The organism is Curtobacterium aurantiacum (assembly GCF_018598555.1).
Lineage (GTDB): Bacteria > Actinomycetota > Actinomycetes > Actinomycetales > Microbacteriaceae > Curtobacterium > Curtobacterium aurantiacum.
The window spans coordinates 78,761-94,238 of the sequence record NZ_JAHEWN010000007.1 but is presented as its reverse complement, the minus strand read 5'-3'; the positions used below and the strand labels follow the sequence as shown (position 1 = coordinate 94,238).

The 15,478-nt window shown below is 70.4% G+C and carries 15 protein-coding genes and 1 tRNA gene; 8 read left to right on the top strand and 8 right to left on the bottom strand.

Annotated features, from left to right (window positions below):
- The first annotated feature begins 31 nt into the window (after window positions 1-31).
- Window positions 32-1,063, top strand: coding sequence for an aldo/keto reductase (locus tag KK087_RS08310; RefSeq protein ID WP_214564811.1), 1,032 nt, complete (start codon window positions 32-34; stop codon window positions 1,061-1,063).
- A gap of 219 nt (window positions 1,064-1,282) precedes the next feature.
- Here the strand turns inward: KK087_RS08310 and KK087_RS08305 are convergent, their stop codons facing one another.
- The 3 genes from KK087_RS08305 to msrB all read right to left on the bottom strand — a co-directional run bounded on the left by KK087_RS08305 (window position 1,283) and on the right by msrB (window position 2,831).
- Window positions 1,283-2,275, bottom strand: coding sequence for an acyltransferase family protein (locus tag KK087_RS08305; protein ID WP_214564810.1), 993 nt, complete (start codon window positions 2,273-2,275; stop codon window positions 1,283-1,285).
- Between the two features lie 37 nt (window positions 2,276-2,312).
- A tRNA-Thr gene (locus tag KK087_RS08300) sits at window positions 2,313-2,385 on the bottom strand.
- 38 nt (window positions 2,386-2,423) lie between these two features.
- Window positions 2,424-2,831 (bottom strand): peptide-methionine (R)-S-oxide reductase MsrB, encoded by a 408-nt coding sequence (gene msrB, locus KK087_RS08295; RefSeq protein WP_027466599.1) that lies wholly within the window; start codon window positions 2,829-2,831, stop codon window positions 2,424-2,426.
- A gap of 65 nt (window positions 2,832-2,896) precedes the next feature.
- Here msrB and KK087_RS08290 point away from each other — a divergent pair, with 65 nt between their 5' ends.
- From KK087_RS08290 to KK087_RS08260, 7 genes are all read left to right on the top strand, one after another.
- A complete protein-coding gene (locus tag KK087_RS08290; RefSeq protein WP_214564809.1) occupies window positions 2,897-3,370 on the top strand; it encodes a GNAT family N-acetyltransferase in 474 nt (157 codons plus the stop codon).
- The gene (locus tag KK087_RS08285) at window positions 3,370-4,371 is read left to right on the top strand and encodes a DUF2332 family protein (RefSeq protein ID WP_214564808.1); all 1,002 of its coding nucleotides are present in this window, start codon (window positions 3,370-3,372) and stop codon (window positions 4,369-4,371) included. Before KK087_RS08290 ends, KK087_RS08285 begins: the two co-directional genes overlap by 1 nt.
- A gap of 97 nt (window positions 4,372-4,468) precedes the next feature.
- Entirely contained in the window at window positions 4,469-4,825 is a 357-nt protein-coding gene (locus KK087_RS17905; protein WP_214528734.1) for a DUF3263 domain-containing protein, read from the top strand.
- Window positions 4,822-5,427, top strand: coding sequence for a LytR C-terminal domain-containing protein (locus tag KK087_RS08275; protein ID WP_214528733.1), 606 nt, complete (start codon window positions 4,822-4,824; stop codon window positions 5,425-5,427). Before KK087_RS17905 ends, KK087_RS08275 begins: the two co-directional genes overlap by 4 nt.
- 203 nt (window positions 5,428-5,630) lie before the next feature.
- Window positions 5,631-5,834 carry a cold-shock protein gene (locus tag KK087_RS08270; RefSeq protein WP_017888049.1) on the top strand — a complete coding sequence of 68 codons (204 nt, stop codon included), beginning with the start codon at window positions 5,631-5,633 and terminating at the stop codon, window positions 5,832-5,834.
- Window positions 5,835-6,091: 257 nt separating this feature from the next.
- A complete protein-coding gene (groL, locus tag KK087_RS08265; RefSeq protein ID WP_214528732.1) occupies window positions 6,092-7,714 on the top strand; it encodes a chaperonin GroEL in 1,623 nt (540 codons plus the stop codon).
- 430 nt (window positions 7,715-8,144) lie between these two features.
- Window positions 8,145-8,924, top strand: coding sequence for a putative endonuclease domain-containing protein (locus tag KK087_RS08260; protein WP_214564807.1), 780 nt, complete (start codon window positions 8,145-8,147; stop codon window positions 8,922-8,924).
- A 160-nt stretch (window positions 8,925-9,084) separates the two neighbouring features.
- Here KK087_RS08260 and KK087_RS08255 read toward each other — a convergent pair whose 3' ends face one another.
- The 5 genes from KK087_RS08255 to KK087_RS08235 form a co-directional block, all read right to left on the bottom strand.
- Window positions 9,085-10,776, bottom strand: a complete 1,692-nt coding sequence (locus KK087_RS08255) for a sensor histidine kinase (protein WP_214564806.1) — start codon at window positions 10,774-10,776, stop codon at window positions 9,085-9,087.
- 66 nt (window positions 10,777-10,842) lie between these two features.
- The gene (locus KK087_RS08250; RefSeq protein ID WP_017888045.1) at window positions 10,843-11,538 is read right to left on the bottom strand and encodes a response regulator transcription factor; all 696 of its coding nucleotides are present in this window, start codon (window positions 11,536-11,538) and stop codon (window positions 10,843-10,845) included.
- 51 nt (window positions 11,539-11,589) lie between these two features.
- Entirely contained in the window at window positions 11,590-13,287 is a 1,698-nt protein-coding gene (locus KK087_RS08245; protein WP_214544254.1) for a DNA repair helicase XPB, read from the bottom strand.
- Between the two features lie 46 nt (window positions 13,288-13,333).
- Window positions 13,334-15,100 (bottom strand): helicase-associated domain-containing protein, encoded by a 1,767-nt coding sequence (locus KK087_RS08240; RefSeq protein ID WP_214564805.1) that lies wholly within the window; start codon window positions 15,098-15,100, stop codon window positions 13,334-13,336.
- Between the two features lie 28 nt (window positions 15,101-15,128).
- Window positions 15,129-15,374 carry a hypothetical protein gene (locus KK087_RS08235; protein ID WP_214528727.1) on the bottom strand — a complete coding sequence of 82 codons (246 nt, stop codon included), beginning with the start codon at window positions 15,372-15,374 and terminating at the stop codon, window positions 15,129-15,131.
- Window positions 15,375-15,478 lie beyond the last annotated feature (104 nt).

Genomic DNA, 15,478 nt, shown 5'->3' with positions numbered 1-15,478 from the left:
GGACCAGCACGCCGGGCGTACCGTCCCGGCCATGGACTACAGACTCCTCGGCAACAGCGGGACATCGGTGTCGACGCTGACCCTCGGCACCATGACGTTCGGCAGCGAAGCCGACGAACCCACCTCACACGCCATCCTCGACGCCTTCGTGGCAGCCGGTGGCACGCTCGTCGACACGGCGGACGTCTACTCCGGCAACGAGTCCGAGCGGATCATCGGCCGCTGGCTCGCAGCACATCCCACCGAGGCCGCGCAGGTCGTCCTCGCCACCAAGGGCCGGTTCCCGCAGGGCGACGGCCCGAACGACCTCGGCCTGTCCCGACGACACCTGCGTGTGGCCCTCGACGCCTCGCTCGAGCGGCTCGGCGTCGACCACATCGACCTCTACCAGATGCACGCGTGGGACGCCCTGACGCCCATCGACGAGACCCTGCGGTTCCTCGACGACGCCGTGTCCGCCGGCAAGATCGGCTCGTACGGGTTCTCGAACTACCTCGGCTACCAGGTCACCAAGGCCGTCTACGAGGCGAAGGCCCACGGCTGGGCGCCCCCGGTCACCCTGCAGCCGCAGTACAACCTGCTGGTGCGCGACATCGAGCACGAGGTCGTGCCCGCCTGCCTCGACGCCGGGATCGGCCTGCTGCCCTGGTCGCCGCTGGCCGGCGGTTGGCTCTCCGGCAAGTACCAGCGCGACGAGGCTCCGTCCGGCGCCACCCGCCTGGGGGAGAACCCGGAGCGCGGCATGGAGGCGTGGGAAGCCCGCAACGGCGACGAGCGCACGTGGGAGGTGCTCGACGCCGTGTCCGAGGTCGCCGACGCCCACTACGCCTCGAAGTCGCAGGTCGCACTCGCCTGGCTGCTGGCCCGTCCCGCGGTCACGAGCGTGATCCTCGGCGTCCGCACCCTGTCGCAGCTCGAGGACAACCTCGGTGCCGCCGACCTGGTGCTCACCGCCGACGAGCTCGCACGGCTGACCGACGCGAGCGCGCCCCGCATCGACGACTACCCCTACGGCGCCGCCGGTGTCGCGCAGCGGGAGCGGAAGATCACCGGCGGACGCTGAGCGGACAGGACCGCTGCGCGATCGTGCACATCGTGCGGATTTCCGCGGATGTGGGGTCAGGGTGTGGACGCGCGGGTCGGTGAGGTGTCATCCTCGTCGCACGACCGGCTGGTTACCGCGTCCAGCGCCCGGAACGCCCCCTGATCCGCGTTCCGTGTGCCGATGCCCCGGGCGAGACCTCGCCCGGGGCATCGCCTGTCCGCGGGAGCGCGGGTCCCGTCACACGACCGCCGGCTGCGGTCCCTGGACCTGGTCCGTCGCCGGGAGCGTGCGCCCCGTCGCCCACGGCGCGAGCCGGGTGCGGTCGAGGAGGAGCGCGACGGTCCAGGGCACGACCGTCGCGGCGACGAACACGAGGGGCGTCGGGAGGACGGGCTCCGCGACCCAGATGACCGCTGCGTGGAGCAGCACCACGGTGATCCCGACCGACGCGAGTCGTGACACGACCGTGGCGGTGCGCCCGTGCACGACCTCGTCGAGGGCGAGCCCGACCAGGACGAGTCCGCTGCACAGGACGATCGCCGTGACGACGCTGAGGAGGGGCGTGCCGAAGTCGGCCCGCTTGAGGTCGAGCGGCCGGCTGCCCAGCGCCACCGCGGTGCCACCGGCGATCAGGCACACCGCACCGACGAGTGCGGGACGTCCGATCCGTGGCAACCACCGGCGCGCGACCGACCCGGCCAGGACGAACACCAGGGCGGCGATCGCGGTGCCGGCGCTCTCCGGTGGGAGCCGGACGACACCCGGCGCGACGGTGGCGACGGTGACGGCTGCGAGCGCGACGGCCCACGGCACCCATGCTCGCCAGCGTTCGAGGAAGCGCAGCACGACCGTGGCGACGGCGAGGGCGGTGACGAACCAGAACGCCGAGTACGGCCGGCCGACGTACTGCCCACCGAGGAGCGGGCGGAGGAGGTCCAGGGGCTGCCGGGCGGCGTCCGAGGCGATCGCCCACGGGAACCAGGCGAGGCTGATCACGACGAACCATCCCAGGTAGGGACGGATCAGCGTGCGCCACCGCCCCCGGACCTCAGTGGGGAGCGGTCGGCCGGGCTTCCAGAACCAACCGGTGAGGAAGAAGAACACCGGCACGTGCCACGGGTAGAGCGTGGCGACGGTGAACTCGTTCGTCCAGACGTGCCCGGCGACGACGGCGGCGACGCCGAGCACACGGACGACGTCGATACCTGCGGAACGCGATATTTCGGCCATATGACCGATGGTATATCAGTGGCCTGAGGGTGAAGAGGGCCGGCAGCGGGACTTGAACCCGCAACCCCCGTATTACAAGTACGGTGCGCTACCAATTGCGCCATGCCGGCTGACGCCGCTCATCTTACCGATGCGGGCGCCGGGGGCTCTATTCGCCGGACTTCTCGGAGAAGTTCAGCGAGATCGAGTTCATGCAGTACCGGTCACCCGTGGGGGTGCCGAACCCGTCCGGGAACACGTGACCCAGGTGCGAACCGCAGTTCGCGCAGCGGACCTCGGTGCGGGCCATGCCGAGCGAGTTGTCCTCGATGAGCTGGACAGCGTCCGGGTTCACCGACTCGTAGAACGACGGCCAGCCGCAGCCGGAGTCGAACTTCGTGCCGCTCTTGAACAGCTCCGCGTTGCAGGCCGCACAGGTGTAGACGCCGGCGCGCTCCTCGTCGAGGAGTTCACCGGTCCACGGTCGTTCGGTCCCCGCCTGGCGGAGGACGGCGTACTGGTCCGGGGAGAGCTCCTCGCGCCACTGGGCGTCGGACTTGTCGACGTTGTATGCCATTGGTTCCTCCTGCTTCCGGCCGGGCTCTTCCGGGCACTCCCGACCACTTCACTAAACTCGCCACGATGTCCGAGCATTCCGTGCACCACGCCCGCTGGACCCGTCTGACGACGGACGAACTGTACGGCATCGTCGTGCTCCGCAACCGCGTGTTCGCGCTCGAGCAGCGGGTCACCGCCGAGGACTTCGACGGCCGTGACCGCGAGCCCGACACCGAGCACTGGTGGTTCGGCACCGACACCGAAGCGGTTGGGTACCTGAGGCTCATCCGGCCGGCGGCCGACGAGGTCCACCCTGACGGCGCGGAGTCGCCGGCGTGGGTGATCGGCCGCGTCGCGACCCATCCGGAGCACCGTGGGCAGCGGATCGCCGGTCGGCTCGTCGAAGCCGTGCTCGACGACCACGGACACGACCCGTTCGTCCTGCACGCCCAGGAGTACGTCGCCGCCCTCTACGAGCGGTACGGGTTCGTGCGGTTCGGGGAGCCCTACGACGAAGCCGGCATCCGCCACGTCGGCATGCATCGGCCCGGGCGCTGATGGACACCCGCGCCCGGTACGACGCGTACGCCGACCGCATCCGGGCCGTCTCGCCGTCGTACGCCGCCTGGGCACGGTCGCTCGACGACGAGCTCGTCGCGCTCCTCGCCGAGGTGCCCGAGCAGCAGCGGCAGCCGGAGCTGTTCTTCGCCGTCGCGCGGCGGCTGGGCGCGGACCCGTCGGACCCGGGTGCGCTCCGCGCGATCGGACGGGAGGCCCGCCCCGCGCTGGTCGCGGCCCTCGCCTCCGCCACGGTGCAGGCCAACGACCCGCGGCGGCTCGCCCCGGTCGTCCCGTTGTTCGCGGCACTCGCCGAACGGTCCGCGCGCCCGCTCGGCCTGGTCGACGCGGGAGCCGCCGCGGGGCTGTGCTCGATCCCGGACCGGGTGACCCTGGACTACCGGGTCGGTTCCGGGGCCGCGGTCCTCCGGATGCACACGGCGGTGGCCGACCCCTCGGTCCGGCTCGTCGCGGACGCCTCCGGGGCCGTCCCCGCACCGGCGACCGTCCCGATCAGGATCGGCGCCAGGGTGGCCCTCGACCCGAACCCGATCGACCTGTCGGTCCCCGGTGCGTTCGACCGGCTGGTCGAGGCCGTCCCGCCCGAGGCGTCGGACCGGACCGCCCTGATGCGTGCGGCGGCGTCCGCGACGCTCGCCGTGCCTCCAGACCGACTCGTCGGCACCCTGCCAGGTGACCTCGACCGCGCACTGGACGCCCTGCCGGACGACGTCGAACCGGTCGTGCTGACCACCGGGACCCTGGTCTACGTGCCGGGCGCGGACCGGCAGCGGTTCGTGGACCGGATCCGTGAGCGGGGCGTGCACTGGATCGCCCTCGAGCGCACCGGGATCCTGCGCGGGGTGGCGGCGACGCTGCCGGACGACGTCGATGCTGCGGACCCGGACGCCTTCGCGACGGCCTCGCTCGACGGGGTCGCGACGGCCGTCTCCGACCCGTTCGGCACGCGCGTGCGGTGGTTCCGTGCGCCGAACCTGTGACCGGTGTTCGCGACAGTCCAGCACCGTGCCAGGGTCCGGATCGACTCCACCCCTACGATGTGCGAGACCCGTTACCCGATACGTGATCGGAACCGCCGTGACCAGCCCCACCGACGAACGCCGTGTCGACGAGCATCGTGTCGACGACCGCCGTGTCGACGACCGCCGTGTCGACGAACTCGGTGACCTCGCCAAGCGCGTGCTCTCGTTCGAGCACGACCGGGCACGGCACGACCGCACCAAGGAAGCGGAGATCCGGGTGGAGTTCGAGATGTCGGCCGCGCGCTACTACCAGGTGCTGAACCGCGTCATCGACTCACCCGCGGCACTCGCGTACGACCCGCAGCTCGTCACCCGGCTGCAGCGGCTCCGTCACGCGCGCACCAGCGCCCGGGCCACGCGCAGCTTCGTCGCGCCCGGTGCGGCTCCCGAAGGACGTGAAGAGGAACGATGAGCACGAGATTCCCCCGAGACCGGTTCGACGACGTCGCCGACGGCCCGCGGGTCGGTGCCCACCGCGGTGCCCAGCGTCGCGGCCGTGGCTGGATCGCCTTCGCCTGGGCGGCACTCGCGACCGGTGTCCTCGTCGGCATCGGCGTCCTCGTGCTCGCACTGCTGAACGGCAGCTACTCGTTCAACGGATCGGACTCCCCGTCCGCGTCCACCTCGGCGTCCGCGACCGCGAAGCCCTCGGCGACGTCGAAGCCGTCCGCGTCCTCGTCCGCCGGTTCCGGTTCGGCGGGGTCGGACAGCGCCGCGGCCGCGACGCCGGCGCAGCAGGGCACGACCACCGTCGTCGTCCTGAACGGCACGACCACCACGGGGCTCGCCAGCCGGGCCAGTGCGGCGCTGACCGGCGCCGGCTGGCAGGTCGCCTCCACCGGAGACGCCGGCACGACGGGCTCCACGTCGACGATCGTCTACTACCAGCAGGCGTCGCAGGCTGCGGTCGCGCAGGGCATCGCGAAGCAGCTCGGCGTCACGGCCGTGCAGCAGTCGGCGGCGTTCCCGAACGCCGACGTGAGCGTCGTCCTCGGCGCCGACTACACCGGCTGACCGGGTGCGGCACCACGTCGAGCCGGTCGTCGCGCCGCGTTTTCCGCGCATTGTGTGACGGCTGTGTTTCGAACACGTTGATTTCTGACGGAATCGACGTGAAACAACGTCACACCTCTTGCCTGATCGTGCCCGTTCGGTCAGAGTCCCATGCAGACGACGATCACGTCGTTCCGCACTGCAGTACCAGGGAGCAAGAGATCATGGCCAACGGAACCGTGAAGTGGTTCAACGCTGAAAAGGGCTTCGGCTTCATCACCGTGGATGGAGGAGGCCAGGACGTGTTCGTGCACTACTCGGCCATCGACATGTCGGGTTACAAGGTCCTCGAGGAGGGCCAGGCCGTCGTGTTCGACGTCGGCACCGGGTCGAAGGGCCCGCAGGCAGAGTCCGTCCGCCCCGCCTGAGCACGACCACTTCGAGGAACGCGCCGTCCCGTCAGGGGCGGCGCGTTCGTCGTGTGCGGGGCGGTGATCGGTGCCGGGAGCGCGACCGCGGCGGTGGCGCGGGGTCCGCCGGACGCGAGGTGGCCTGGGAAGTCGTCACGAGCCTCCCGACTGTGTTGCACTCACACCCGGCGAGTGCCAGAATCGGCGTTGGCACTCGCTCACGCTGAGTGCCAGCACGACCCCCAAGACGACGTCCGGGAGGGACGAAAAACCACATGGCTAAGATCATTGCTTTCGACGAGGAGGCCCGCCGTGGCCTCGAGCGCGGCCTGAACCAGCTGGCCGACGCCGTGAAGGTGACGCTCGGCCCGCGCGGCCGCAACGTCGTCCTCGAGAAGAAGTGGGGCGCCCCCACGATCACGAACGACGGTGTCTCCATCGCCAAGGAGATCGAGCTCGACGACCCGTACGAGAAGATCGGCGCGGAGCTCGTCAAGGAGGTCGCCAAGAAGACCGACGACGTCGCCGGTGACGGTACGACCACCGCGACCGTCCTCGCCCAGGCGCTCGTCCGCGAAGGCCTCCGCAACGTCGCCGCCGGTGCCGACCCCGTGTCGCTCAAGCGCGGCATCGAGAAGGCCGTCGCCGCCGTCTCCGACCAGCTCCTCGCCAACGCGAAGGACATCGAGACCAAGGACCAGATCGCCGCGACCGCGTCGATCTCGGCCGCTGACCCGACGATCGGCGCGCTCATCGCCGAGGCCATCGACAAGGTCGGCAAGGAAGGCGTCGTCACCGTCGAGGAGTCGAACACCTTCGGCACCGAGCTCGAGCTCACCGAGGGCATGCGCTTCGACAAGGGTTACCTGTCGCAGTACTTCGTCACCGACCCCGAGCGTCAGGAAGCCGTCTTCGAGGACGCCTACATCCTGATCGTCAACTCGAAGATCTCGAACATCAAGGACCTCCTGCCGGTCGTCGACAAGGTGATCCAGGCGGGCAAGCAGCTCCTGATCATCGCCGAGGACGTCGACGGCGAGGCCCTGGCCACGCTCGTCGTGAACAAGATCCGCGGCATCTTCAAGTCCGTCGCCGTCAAGGCCCCGGGCTTCGGCGACCGCCGCAAGGCCATGCTGCAGGACATCGCGATCCTCACCGGTGGTCAGGTCATCTCGGAAGAGGTCGGCCTCAAGCTCGAGAACGCGACGCTCGACCTGCTCGGTCGTGCCCGCAAGGTCGTCATCACCAAGGACGAGACCACGATCGTCGAGGGTGCCGGCGACGCCGAGCAGATCGCCGGCCGTGTCCGCCAGATCCGTGCCGAGATCGACGCGACCGACTCCGACTACGACCGCGAGAAGCTCCAGGAGCGCCTCGCGAAGCTCGCCGGTGGCGTCGCCGTCATCAAGGCGGGTGCCGCGACCGAGGTCGAGCTCAAGGAGCGCAAGCACCGCATCGAGGACGCCGTCCGCAACGCGAAGGCTGCCGTCGAAGAGGGCATCGTCGCCGGTGGTGGCGTCGCCCTCATCCAGGCCGGTGCCGTCGCACTCGAGGCCCTCGAGCTCGAGGGTGACGAGGCGACCGGTGCGAACATCGTCCGCGTGGCCATCGACGCGCCGCTCAAGCAGATCGCGCTGAACGCCGGTCTCGAGCCGGGTGTCGTCGCCGCCAAGGTCCGCGAGCTCGAGTCGGGTTGGGGCCTCAACGCCGCGACCGGCGAGTACGTCGACCTGATCGCCGCCGGCATCATCGACCCCGCGAAGGTCACGCGCTCGGCGCTGCAGAACGCTGCGTCGATCGCCGGTCTGTTCCTGACCACCGAGGTCGTCGTCGCCGAGAAGCCCGAGCGCACCCCTGCTGCTCCGGCTGGCGACCCGACGGGTGGCATGGACTTCTAGTCCTCCTGACGGAAGGGCCCCGCACGCTGCGCGTGCGGGGCCCTTCCGTGTTTGCGGGGGTGGGCGGCGGCGGGAGCGTGGGGGCGGCGTGCGGGCTTGCGGCGGCTTGCGGCGGTGAGGTTCCAAAATCTCGGCATCCCAACGCCGTAGGTAGCGAGGCGTGTCACTTCGGCATCCGACTGGCGGCGTGTCCTGGAACCTCGGCTCAACACGTGGTCCCGTCGGCCTGGAGGCCCGTCCCGCGACGTTCTCCACAGTTGCGGCCGGACGCGTCCGACTCCGGCGCCGCGTGCACGAAGCTCTCGTCATGACAAGCGGAGCACTGCGCGACGAACACTCAGCGAGGCCGTTCCGCGTGCGGGAGGCATTGTCAGCGGGGGTTCCCGCGTCGAGGTTGACCCGTCGCGATCTGCAGTCCCCGGTCCACGGCGTGCGCGCTCGAGCGGGGGTCGCGATCACCCTGGTCGAAGCCATCGCGCTCGTGCTCCGCGATGACCAGTTCATCAGCCACACGACGGCGGCCCGGCTCTGGGGTGCGCCCCTGCCGTCCCGCCTGGACGACGAACTGGTCCACGTCAGTGCCATCGGCACAGCGCCGATCATGCGCCGCCCACAGGTCATCCCGCATCGGCTGCGGCTCGAGGGGTTCCAGCCGAGCCGGGTCCGCGGGATCCCGGTGAGCCCTCCGGCGCGAGCCTGGTTCGAGTCCGCGTCGGTACTCACATCGGTCGAACTCGTCGTCCTCGGCGACTTCTTCGTTGGTCCGAGCGGGTTCGCGACCGTCGACGGGTTGGCGGCGGCGATCGTGACGGGCAGCCGTGCGGCCCGGAGGGCACGCGCGGCGCTCGACGATGTACGCACCGCTGTGGAGTCGCCGATGGAGACCCGTCTTCGCCTCGGCGTCATGGGAGCGGGCTTCCCGGAACCCGAGATCAACCTGGACGTCGTCGACGACCGCGGTCGGTTCCTCGGCCGCGCCGACCTCGCGTGGCCCGAACTCCGGATCGCTCTGGAGTACGACGGCGACCACCATCGCGACCGCCGGACGTTCCATCACGATCAGCGCCGGGCGAACGGGTTCGCGGTCAACGGCTGGATCGTGGTCCATGCGACGTCAGCGGATGCCGGGCGTCCCGCTGTCCTGTTCGAGCGACTCCGGCAGGCGTTCGTGCAACGCGAGGTCGAGGCTCGGACCCTCCGATCAGCCTGATCCTGCGCGGGCGGCGTGGTCATTGGCGGCCCGCTGTCACCGAGGTTCCAGAACACGCCGTGCGTCCGCCGACGAGGTTCCGGACGATGACGCCAAGCCCGCCGAGATGCCGAGATTTTGGAACCTCGGGGCGAGGGGCGAGGGCCCGGCCCCGCGGGGGTCAGGCGGCGAAGTCGCGCGGGAGCAGGGGGAGCCAGACGCGGAAGGTGGCGCCGCCGCCCTCGGTGTCGAATACCTCGACCGAGCCGTTGTGCGCCGCGACGATCCCGGACACGATGGCGAGCCCGAGGCCCGAGCCGCCCGTGTCCCGGGCGCGCGAGGTGTCGGCACGCCAGAAGCGCTGGAAGATCTTCTCGCGCAGCTGCGGCGGGATGCCCTCGCCGTGGTCGATCACGTCGAGGTGCGCCATGCCGCGCTCGTCGTCCACGCCGATGCCGATCTCGATCGGGTCGTCGTGCGCCGTGAACCGCATGGCGTTGCCCATCAGGTTCGTGACGATCTGGCGGATCTTGTTCTCTTCTGCCAGGACGATCGGCGGGCGCTTCGGCAGCACGACCGTGGGCAGCGGGGTGGTCTCGTCGGTGGGGGCGGCACCGGCGTCGATGTTCATCGCACGGGTTCGGCGGGCACGTAGGCGCGCGATCGTCTGGCGCGAGAACGCGATCGGTCCGGTGGTGTTCGCCGAGGTCGGCGACACGGGCGGTGCCTCGCCGGTGTCCGGGGAGGCGATGGAGGTCCCCGACGGACGGACCGCCTGGGGCACGCTCTCGCCGGTCAGGGCGTCCTCGACGAGGACCTGGATCTCACGGTCGGGGTTGGAGGCCATGGTGTCGAGCGCCGAGTCGCGTGCGATGGCGACCAGGTCGACCGGGCCGAGCTCGAGGGGCTTCGACTCGTCGATCCGGGCGAGCTGCAACAGATCCTGCACGAGCAGGCCCATCCGCTGCGCTTCCTTCTCGATGCGTTCCATCGCCTGCGCGACGTCCTCTTCCTTGCGCAGGGCGCCCATCCGGTAGAGCTCGGCGTACCCGCGCAGGGACACGAGCGGTGTGCGGAGCTCGTGGGAGGCGTCCCCGACGAACCGGCGCATCTGGGCGATGGTGCGGTCGCGGTCCTCGAACGCCGAGTCGATCCGCTCGAGCATCACGTTGAGGGAGCGGTTGAGCCGACCGACCTCGGTGTTCGGGGTGTCGGCTTCGAGGCGCTGGTTGAAGTCACCCGCGGCGAACCGGGCGGCGGTGTCCTCGACGTCACGCAGCGGGTCGAAGGTCGCGGTGACGAGCAGCCGGGTGAGCATCGCGCCGAGCAGGATGACCGATGCACCGAAACCGAGGAAGATCGCGGTGAACTTGGCGATCGTCTCGTCGGTGCCGGCGCTCGAGACGGCGATGAGCACGTAGCCGGTCTCGGTGGTGCCGTCGGACTGGTTCTGCAGGGACGCCGGGATGATCTGCGCACGCCACTCGTGGTTGTGCTGGCTGTCGTAGAGCGAGACGCGCTGGTTCGTCTGGGCGGCGTCGACCAGCATCGCCTGGCGGACGTCGGGTCGGCTGGAGGCGGGCGTCTGGCAGATCTGGTCGCCGTCGGCGTCGTACGCGGCGACGTAGGCGCTCTGCGACACCACGACGGAGAGCTTGCAGTACTGCTCGCCGTCGCTGATGTTCTGGCCCTCGAGCTGCTCGGTCGTCTGCTTGACCGTGTTGTCGAGCTGCTGCATGAGGTAGGTGGACAGCACCGTCATCGTGCCGAGCCCGGCGACGAGCAGCCCGAGCGCGACCAGGAGCACCGTGATCCCGGTGATCTTGGTGCGCAGGGAGATCCCGTCCCACCAGTGGTTCATTCGCGTGTGCATGCTGCCCCAACGATAGACAGCGGCCGCCCGGTGAAACCGGACGACCGCCGTGAAGACGTGATGGTGCTACGAGGCCTTGGACGCCTTCAGCATGTAGCCGAAGCCGCGCTTGGTCTGGATGATCGGCTCGGCCGAGTACTGGTCGAGCTTGCGGCGCAGGTACGAGATGTAGCTCTCGACGATGCCGGCGTCGCCGTTGAAGTCGTACTCCCACACGTGGTCGAGGATCTGCGCCTTCGACAGCACGCGGTTCGGGTTGAGCATGAGGTAGCGGAGCAGCTTGAACTCGGTGGGGGAGAGCTCGATCTGCGCGTCGCCGATCGTGACCTCGTGCGTGTCCTGGTCCATCGTGAGCTCACCGGCGCGGATGATCGCGTCTTCCTCGTCGTTCATCGTGCGACGGAGGATGGCCTTGATGCGGGCGACGATCTCGTCGAGCGAGAACGGCTTGGTGACGTAGTCGTCGCCGCCGACGGTGAGGCCGGTGATCTTGTCCTCGGTGTCGTCCTTCGCCGTGAGGAACAGGATCGGCGAGGTGTAGCCAGACGACCGCAGGCGCTTGGTGACGCCGAAGCCGTTCATGTCGGGCAGCATCACGTCGAGGATGATGAGGTCCGGCTCTTCTTCCAGCACGGCGGAGATCGCCTGTGCCCCGTTGCCCACCGCACGCACGGCGAAGCCGGCGAAGCGCAACGAGGTCGTCAGGAGGTCGCGGATGTTCGGCTCGTCGTCGACGATCAGGATCTTGGGGCCATCGCTCATGGCTCTATCTTCTGACCGTTCCCTCGGGGTTTCCTGAGAGCGGTTCGTGCGTCAGCCCACGGGCGTCTGGACCTGGTCGGCGTCCAGGATCGTGTAGGAGTACCCCTGCTCCGCCAGGAACCGCTGCCGGTTCTGCGCGAAGTCCTGGTCGACGGTGTCCCGCGCCACGAGCGTGTAGAACGACGCGGGCAGGCCGTCCTTGTTCGGACGGAGGAGCCGACCGAGCCGCTGCGCCTCTTCCTGCCGTGATCCGAACGATCCGGACACCTGGATGGCGACGGTGGCGTCGGGCAGGTCGATCGAGAAGTTCGCGACCTTCGAGACGACGAGCACGTCGACCTCGCCGGACCGGAACGCGTCGTACAGCCGTTCGCGTTCGTCGACCGGCGTCGCCCCGGTGATCTCCGCGGCGTCGAGTGACGCGGCCAGTTCGTCGAGCTGGTCGATGTACTGGCCGATCACCAGGATCTGCTCGCCGCGGTGCTTCTCGATGAGCTCCCGCACCACCGGGGTCTTCGCCGGGGACGTCGCGGCGAGCCGGTAGCGCTCGTCGTCGCTCGACGCCGCGTACTCCAGGCGGTCCTGGTGCGGCAGGTCGATGCGGACCTCGTAGCAGGAGGCCGGCGAGATGTAGCCCTGCGCCTCGATCTCCTTCCACGGGGCGTCGTAGCGCTTCGGCCCGATGAGCGAGAAGACGTCGCCCTCGCGGCCGTCCTCGCGCACGAGCGTGGCGGTGAGACCCAGGCGTCGGCGAGCCTGCAGGTCGGCGGTCAGCTTGAACACCGGCGCCGGCAGCAGGTGCACCTCGTCGTAGACGATGAGGCCCCAGTCGAGGGCGTCGAGGAGCGACAGGTGCGTGTACTCGCCCTTCCGGCGGGCGGTGAGGATCTGGTACGTCGCGATCGTGACCGGCCGGATCTCCTTGACGCTGCCCGAGTACTCACCGATGTCCTCCGGCGTCAAGGTCGTGCGCTTGAGGAGCTCGGTGCGCCACTGCCGCGCCGAGACCGTGTTCGTCACGAGGATGAGCGTGGTCGCCTTCACGGTCGCCATCGCACCGGCGCCGACGAGGGTCTTGCCGGCACCACAGGGCAGCACGACGACGCCGGAGCCCTGGGCGAAGAACGTGTCGACCGCCTGCTCCTGGTACGGCCGCATGTGCCACTCGGCGGTGTCCAGGTCGATCGGGTGCGGCTGCCCCGGCGTGTAGCCCGCCAGGTCCTCTGCCGGCCACCCGAGCTTCACGAGCTCCTGCTTGATCTGCCCGCGCGCCCACGGCTGCAGCTCGACCTCGGACGGGGACCGCATGTCACCGAGCAGCGGCTTGATGCGCTTCGACCGGATGACCTCGGCCAGCACCGACGGGTCTTCCGCGGTGAGGAGCAGGACCGGCAGCTGCTCGAGCTCCTCGGTCGGGGAGTTCGCGATGACGGGGGCGTCGGGACGCTCCTCGCGCCGGATCACGAGGCGTCCGTAGCGCGAGACCGTGTCGCGGATGTCGACCGTGACGCTCTGCGGCACGGGGAACTTCGCGAAGCGTTCGAGGGTGGCGATCATCGCCTCGGCGTCGTGGCCCGCGGCGCGCGCGTTCCACAGTCCGAGGCGGGTGATCCGGTAGGTGTGCACGTGCTCGGGAGCGCGCTCGAGCTCGGCGAAGGCCGCGAGCTCGTGGCGTGCGTCCTCGGCGTCGGGGTGCGCGACCTCGAGGAGCACGGTGCGGTCGCTCTGCACGATCAGCGGTCCGTTCATGACCTGCCAGCCTAGCCGTCGCCGCCTGCGTGCGGGTGACCGCGGCTCAGGCGTCGCTCTCGACCGACACGACGAGCGACAGCGGCAGGGTGCGTTCGACGTCGACGGCGGTGTCCCGCCCGCGGACCCGTCCGGCCGCGACCGAGGTCGGCACGATCGAGAACGGCCGTTCCGAGCCGTCCGGCATCCGTACGGTCACACGGATCGGCGTCCGTCCGCGCACGGCGAGGTCGATCTGCCGACCGAGCCACTCCTGCTCCGGCTCCGCGTCGCCCCGCTGCGTCGTCAGGCGGAGTCGTTCGACGAGTGCCTGCGCCGCCTGCTCCGGCGAACGTCCGGTGTGGCTGCGCCGGCCGGGAGGCCCGTGGTGCGTCTCGGGGCGGGCTGCGGTCGTCAGGACGGCCGGGTAGCGCTGGTCCTCCAGCGCGGAGTGCACGACGTGCGGTGGGTAGCGGGTGGTCAGCGTCGTCAGGTCGGGTCGCTCCCACGCGAGCTGCCGGAGTTCGGCGTCCACCCCGACGAGGTCGAGCTGGTCGGGGGTGCCACGGACCTCGGTCCCGACGCCGCCCGGTCCGCGGTCGACGACGATGCTGCCGTCGCGTCCGGCCACCTGGTCGATCAGGTAGGCGAGGGGCTGGGGGATCCCGGTGGCCGACAGCCGCCCGAGCAGGGTCAGCAGGTCGTCGCGGGAGTGTCCGGCCCGGAAGGCAGCACGGAGCGTGTCCTCGGAGATCCGGTACCGCGCCGCGAGTCCCGGTGCCTCGAGCACGGCGACGGTGCGCAGGGCGTCGTCGTCCACCGGAGCGAGCGGGCCAGGGGCGATGACGGTGAGGTCGTGCTGCAGGTAGACCCGCTCCACGGTGCCCGGCAGGTCGTCGGCGGCCTGCTCGGCGTCGCCGTCGAGGAGCGCCCGGCCGGTGCTCGTGACGATCCCGTCGACGGCCAGGCCGAGCGAGGCCGCCGTGCCGGCGACGTCGAGCAGCAGGGCGTCGAGCCAGCGGGACCCCGCCGGGTACGCCCAGCGCCCGAGCGGCACGAGGTCGCGGAGGTCGCCGTCGGCCAGCTCGAGGACTTGATGCACGGCGGGCGGGAGCGTGTCCGACCACGCCGACACCAGCGAGACCCAGCGCTCCGGCCAGCCGGCGAGCAGCCACGCGTGGCCGGCGTCGGTGACGATCCACCGGCCGGTGTCGGGATCGGCGAACCCGATGTCGTCGAGCAGCGCCAGGCGACCGGCGACGAGCTCGGCGTCGGTGCCGATGCGCTCGGCGAGGGTGCGGGCGAGCGGCATGCCGATCCCGCCCTTGACGAGTTCACGGACGGCGCCGGCGTCGACCGCGCGCAGCAGCTCGGCGAGCACGGTCATCGTCGCGAACGCCTGCTCCGCGCCGGTGGTGCGTGCACGCTCGAGCGCCGTGACGTCGAAGGCGGGAGCAGCGGGGCGGACCTGCTCCGGGCCTCCCGGCTGCTCGTCGAGCGAGGCGAGGTCGGGGTGGGCGGCCACGCGTGTGGCGACCGCGTCGTCGACTGCGCCGTCCTCGTCGGCGAGGCCGAGCGCGATCGCGGGGCCGAGCGCGTCGACGGCGCCGCCGTCACGCAACGCGAGGATCGTGGCGCGCGGCAGGTGCTCGACGGCTGCGTCCACGGCGTCGTCGGTGCGGAGCGCCTCGGCGAGGTCGAAGAAGTCGGTGATGCGCTGCGGGCCCGTCTCGGCGAGTGCAGCGGTGGGGAGTCGCCTCGCCGCGACGAGGCGCTCGAGCGCGTCGTCCGGCATCGCCCGGAGTCGGGCGGCGAGGTCGGCGGTGGTCGTCATCGTCCGGTGCCAGCGTCCGGGGCGGACGTCAGCGAGCCGTCCGGTTCGCTCGTGCGCGACGTGTCCAGGTGATGCCGAGGAGCGTGAAGACCAGCACCATGGCGATCGGGAAGCCGAAGAGCGGGATGGCCATGATCACCGGCCACGGCATCGAACCCCGTGCGGTGGGCGCGGTGAGCCACATGATGATCATCGCGACGAAGCAGAGCAGGCCGAGGATGATGATCCCACCGATCATGAACGCCAGAGCGCGTTCGGTACGATTGAACGTCACCGGGGGTTCTGCGGAATCCTGCGGGTTCCCGGTTGATCGGGTCGGATTGGCCATCGACCCAGGATATCCGACGCACCACGGCCGTACCACGACCTCGAGGAGTC

Bases quoted from the DNA above. Each gene is read 5' to 3' on its own strand.
- KK087_RS08240 (WP_214564805.1), bottom strand. From the start codon at position 15,100: ATGACGACCACCGCCGACCTCGCCGCCCGACTCCGGGCGATGCCGGAC.
- KK087_RS08290 (WP_214564809.1), top strand. From the start codon at position 2,897: ATGTCCGAGCATTCCGTGCACCACGCCCGCTGGACCCGTCTGACGACG.
- KK087_RS08255 (WP_214564806.1), bottom strand. From the start codon at position 10,776: ATGCACACGCGAATGAACCACTGGTGGGACGGGATCTCCCTGCGCACC.
- KK087_RS08275 (WP_214528733.1), top strand. From the start codon at position 4,822: ATGAGCACGAGATTCCCCCGAGACCGGTTCGACGACGTCGCCGACGGC.
- KK087_RS08250 (WP_017888045.1), bottom strand. From the start codon at position 11,538: ATGAGCGATGGCCCCAAGATCCTGATCGTCGACGACGAGCCGAACATC.
- KK087_RS08285 (WP_214564808.1), top strand. From the start codon at position 3,370: ATGGACACCCGCGCCCGGTACGACGCGTACGCCGACCGCATCCGGGCC.
- KK087_RS08245 (WP_214544254.1), bottom strand. From the start codon at position 13,287: ATGAACGGACCGCTGATCGTGCAGAGCGACCGCACCGTGCTCCTCGAG.
- groL (WP_214528732.1), top strand. From the start codon at position 6,092: ATGGCTAAGATCATTGCTTTCGACGAGGAGGCCCGCCGTGGCCTCGAG.
- msrB (WP_027466599.1), bottom strand. From the start codon at position 2,831: ATGGCATACAACGTCGACAAGTCCGACGCCCAGTGGCGCGAGGAGCTC.
- KK087_RS08305 (WP_214564810.1), bottom strand. From the start codon at position 2,275: ATGGCCGAAATATCGCGTTCCGCAGGTATCGACGTCGTCCGTGTGCTC.
- KK087_RS08310 (WP_214564811.1), top strand. From the start codon at position 32: ATGGACTACAGACTCCTCGGCAACAGCGGGACATCGGTGTCGACGCTG.
- KK087_RS08270 (WP_017888049.1), top strand. From the start codon at position 5,631: ATGGCCAACGGAACCGTGAAGTGGTTCAACGCTGAAAAGGGCTTCGGC.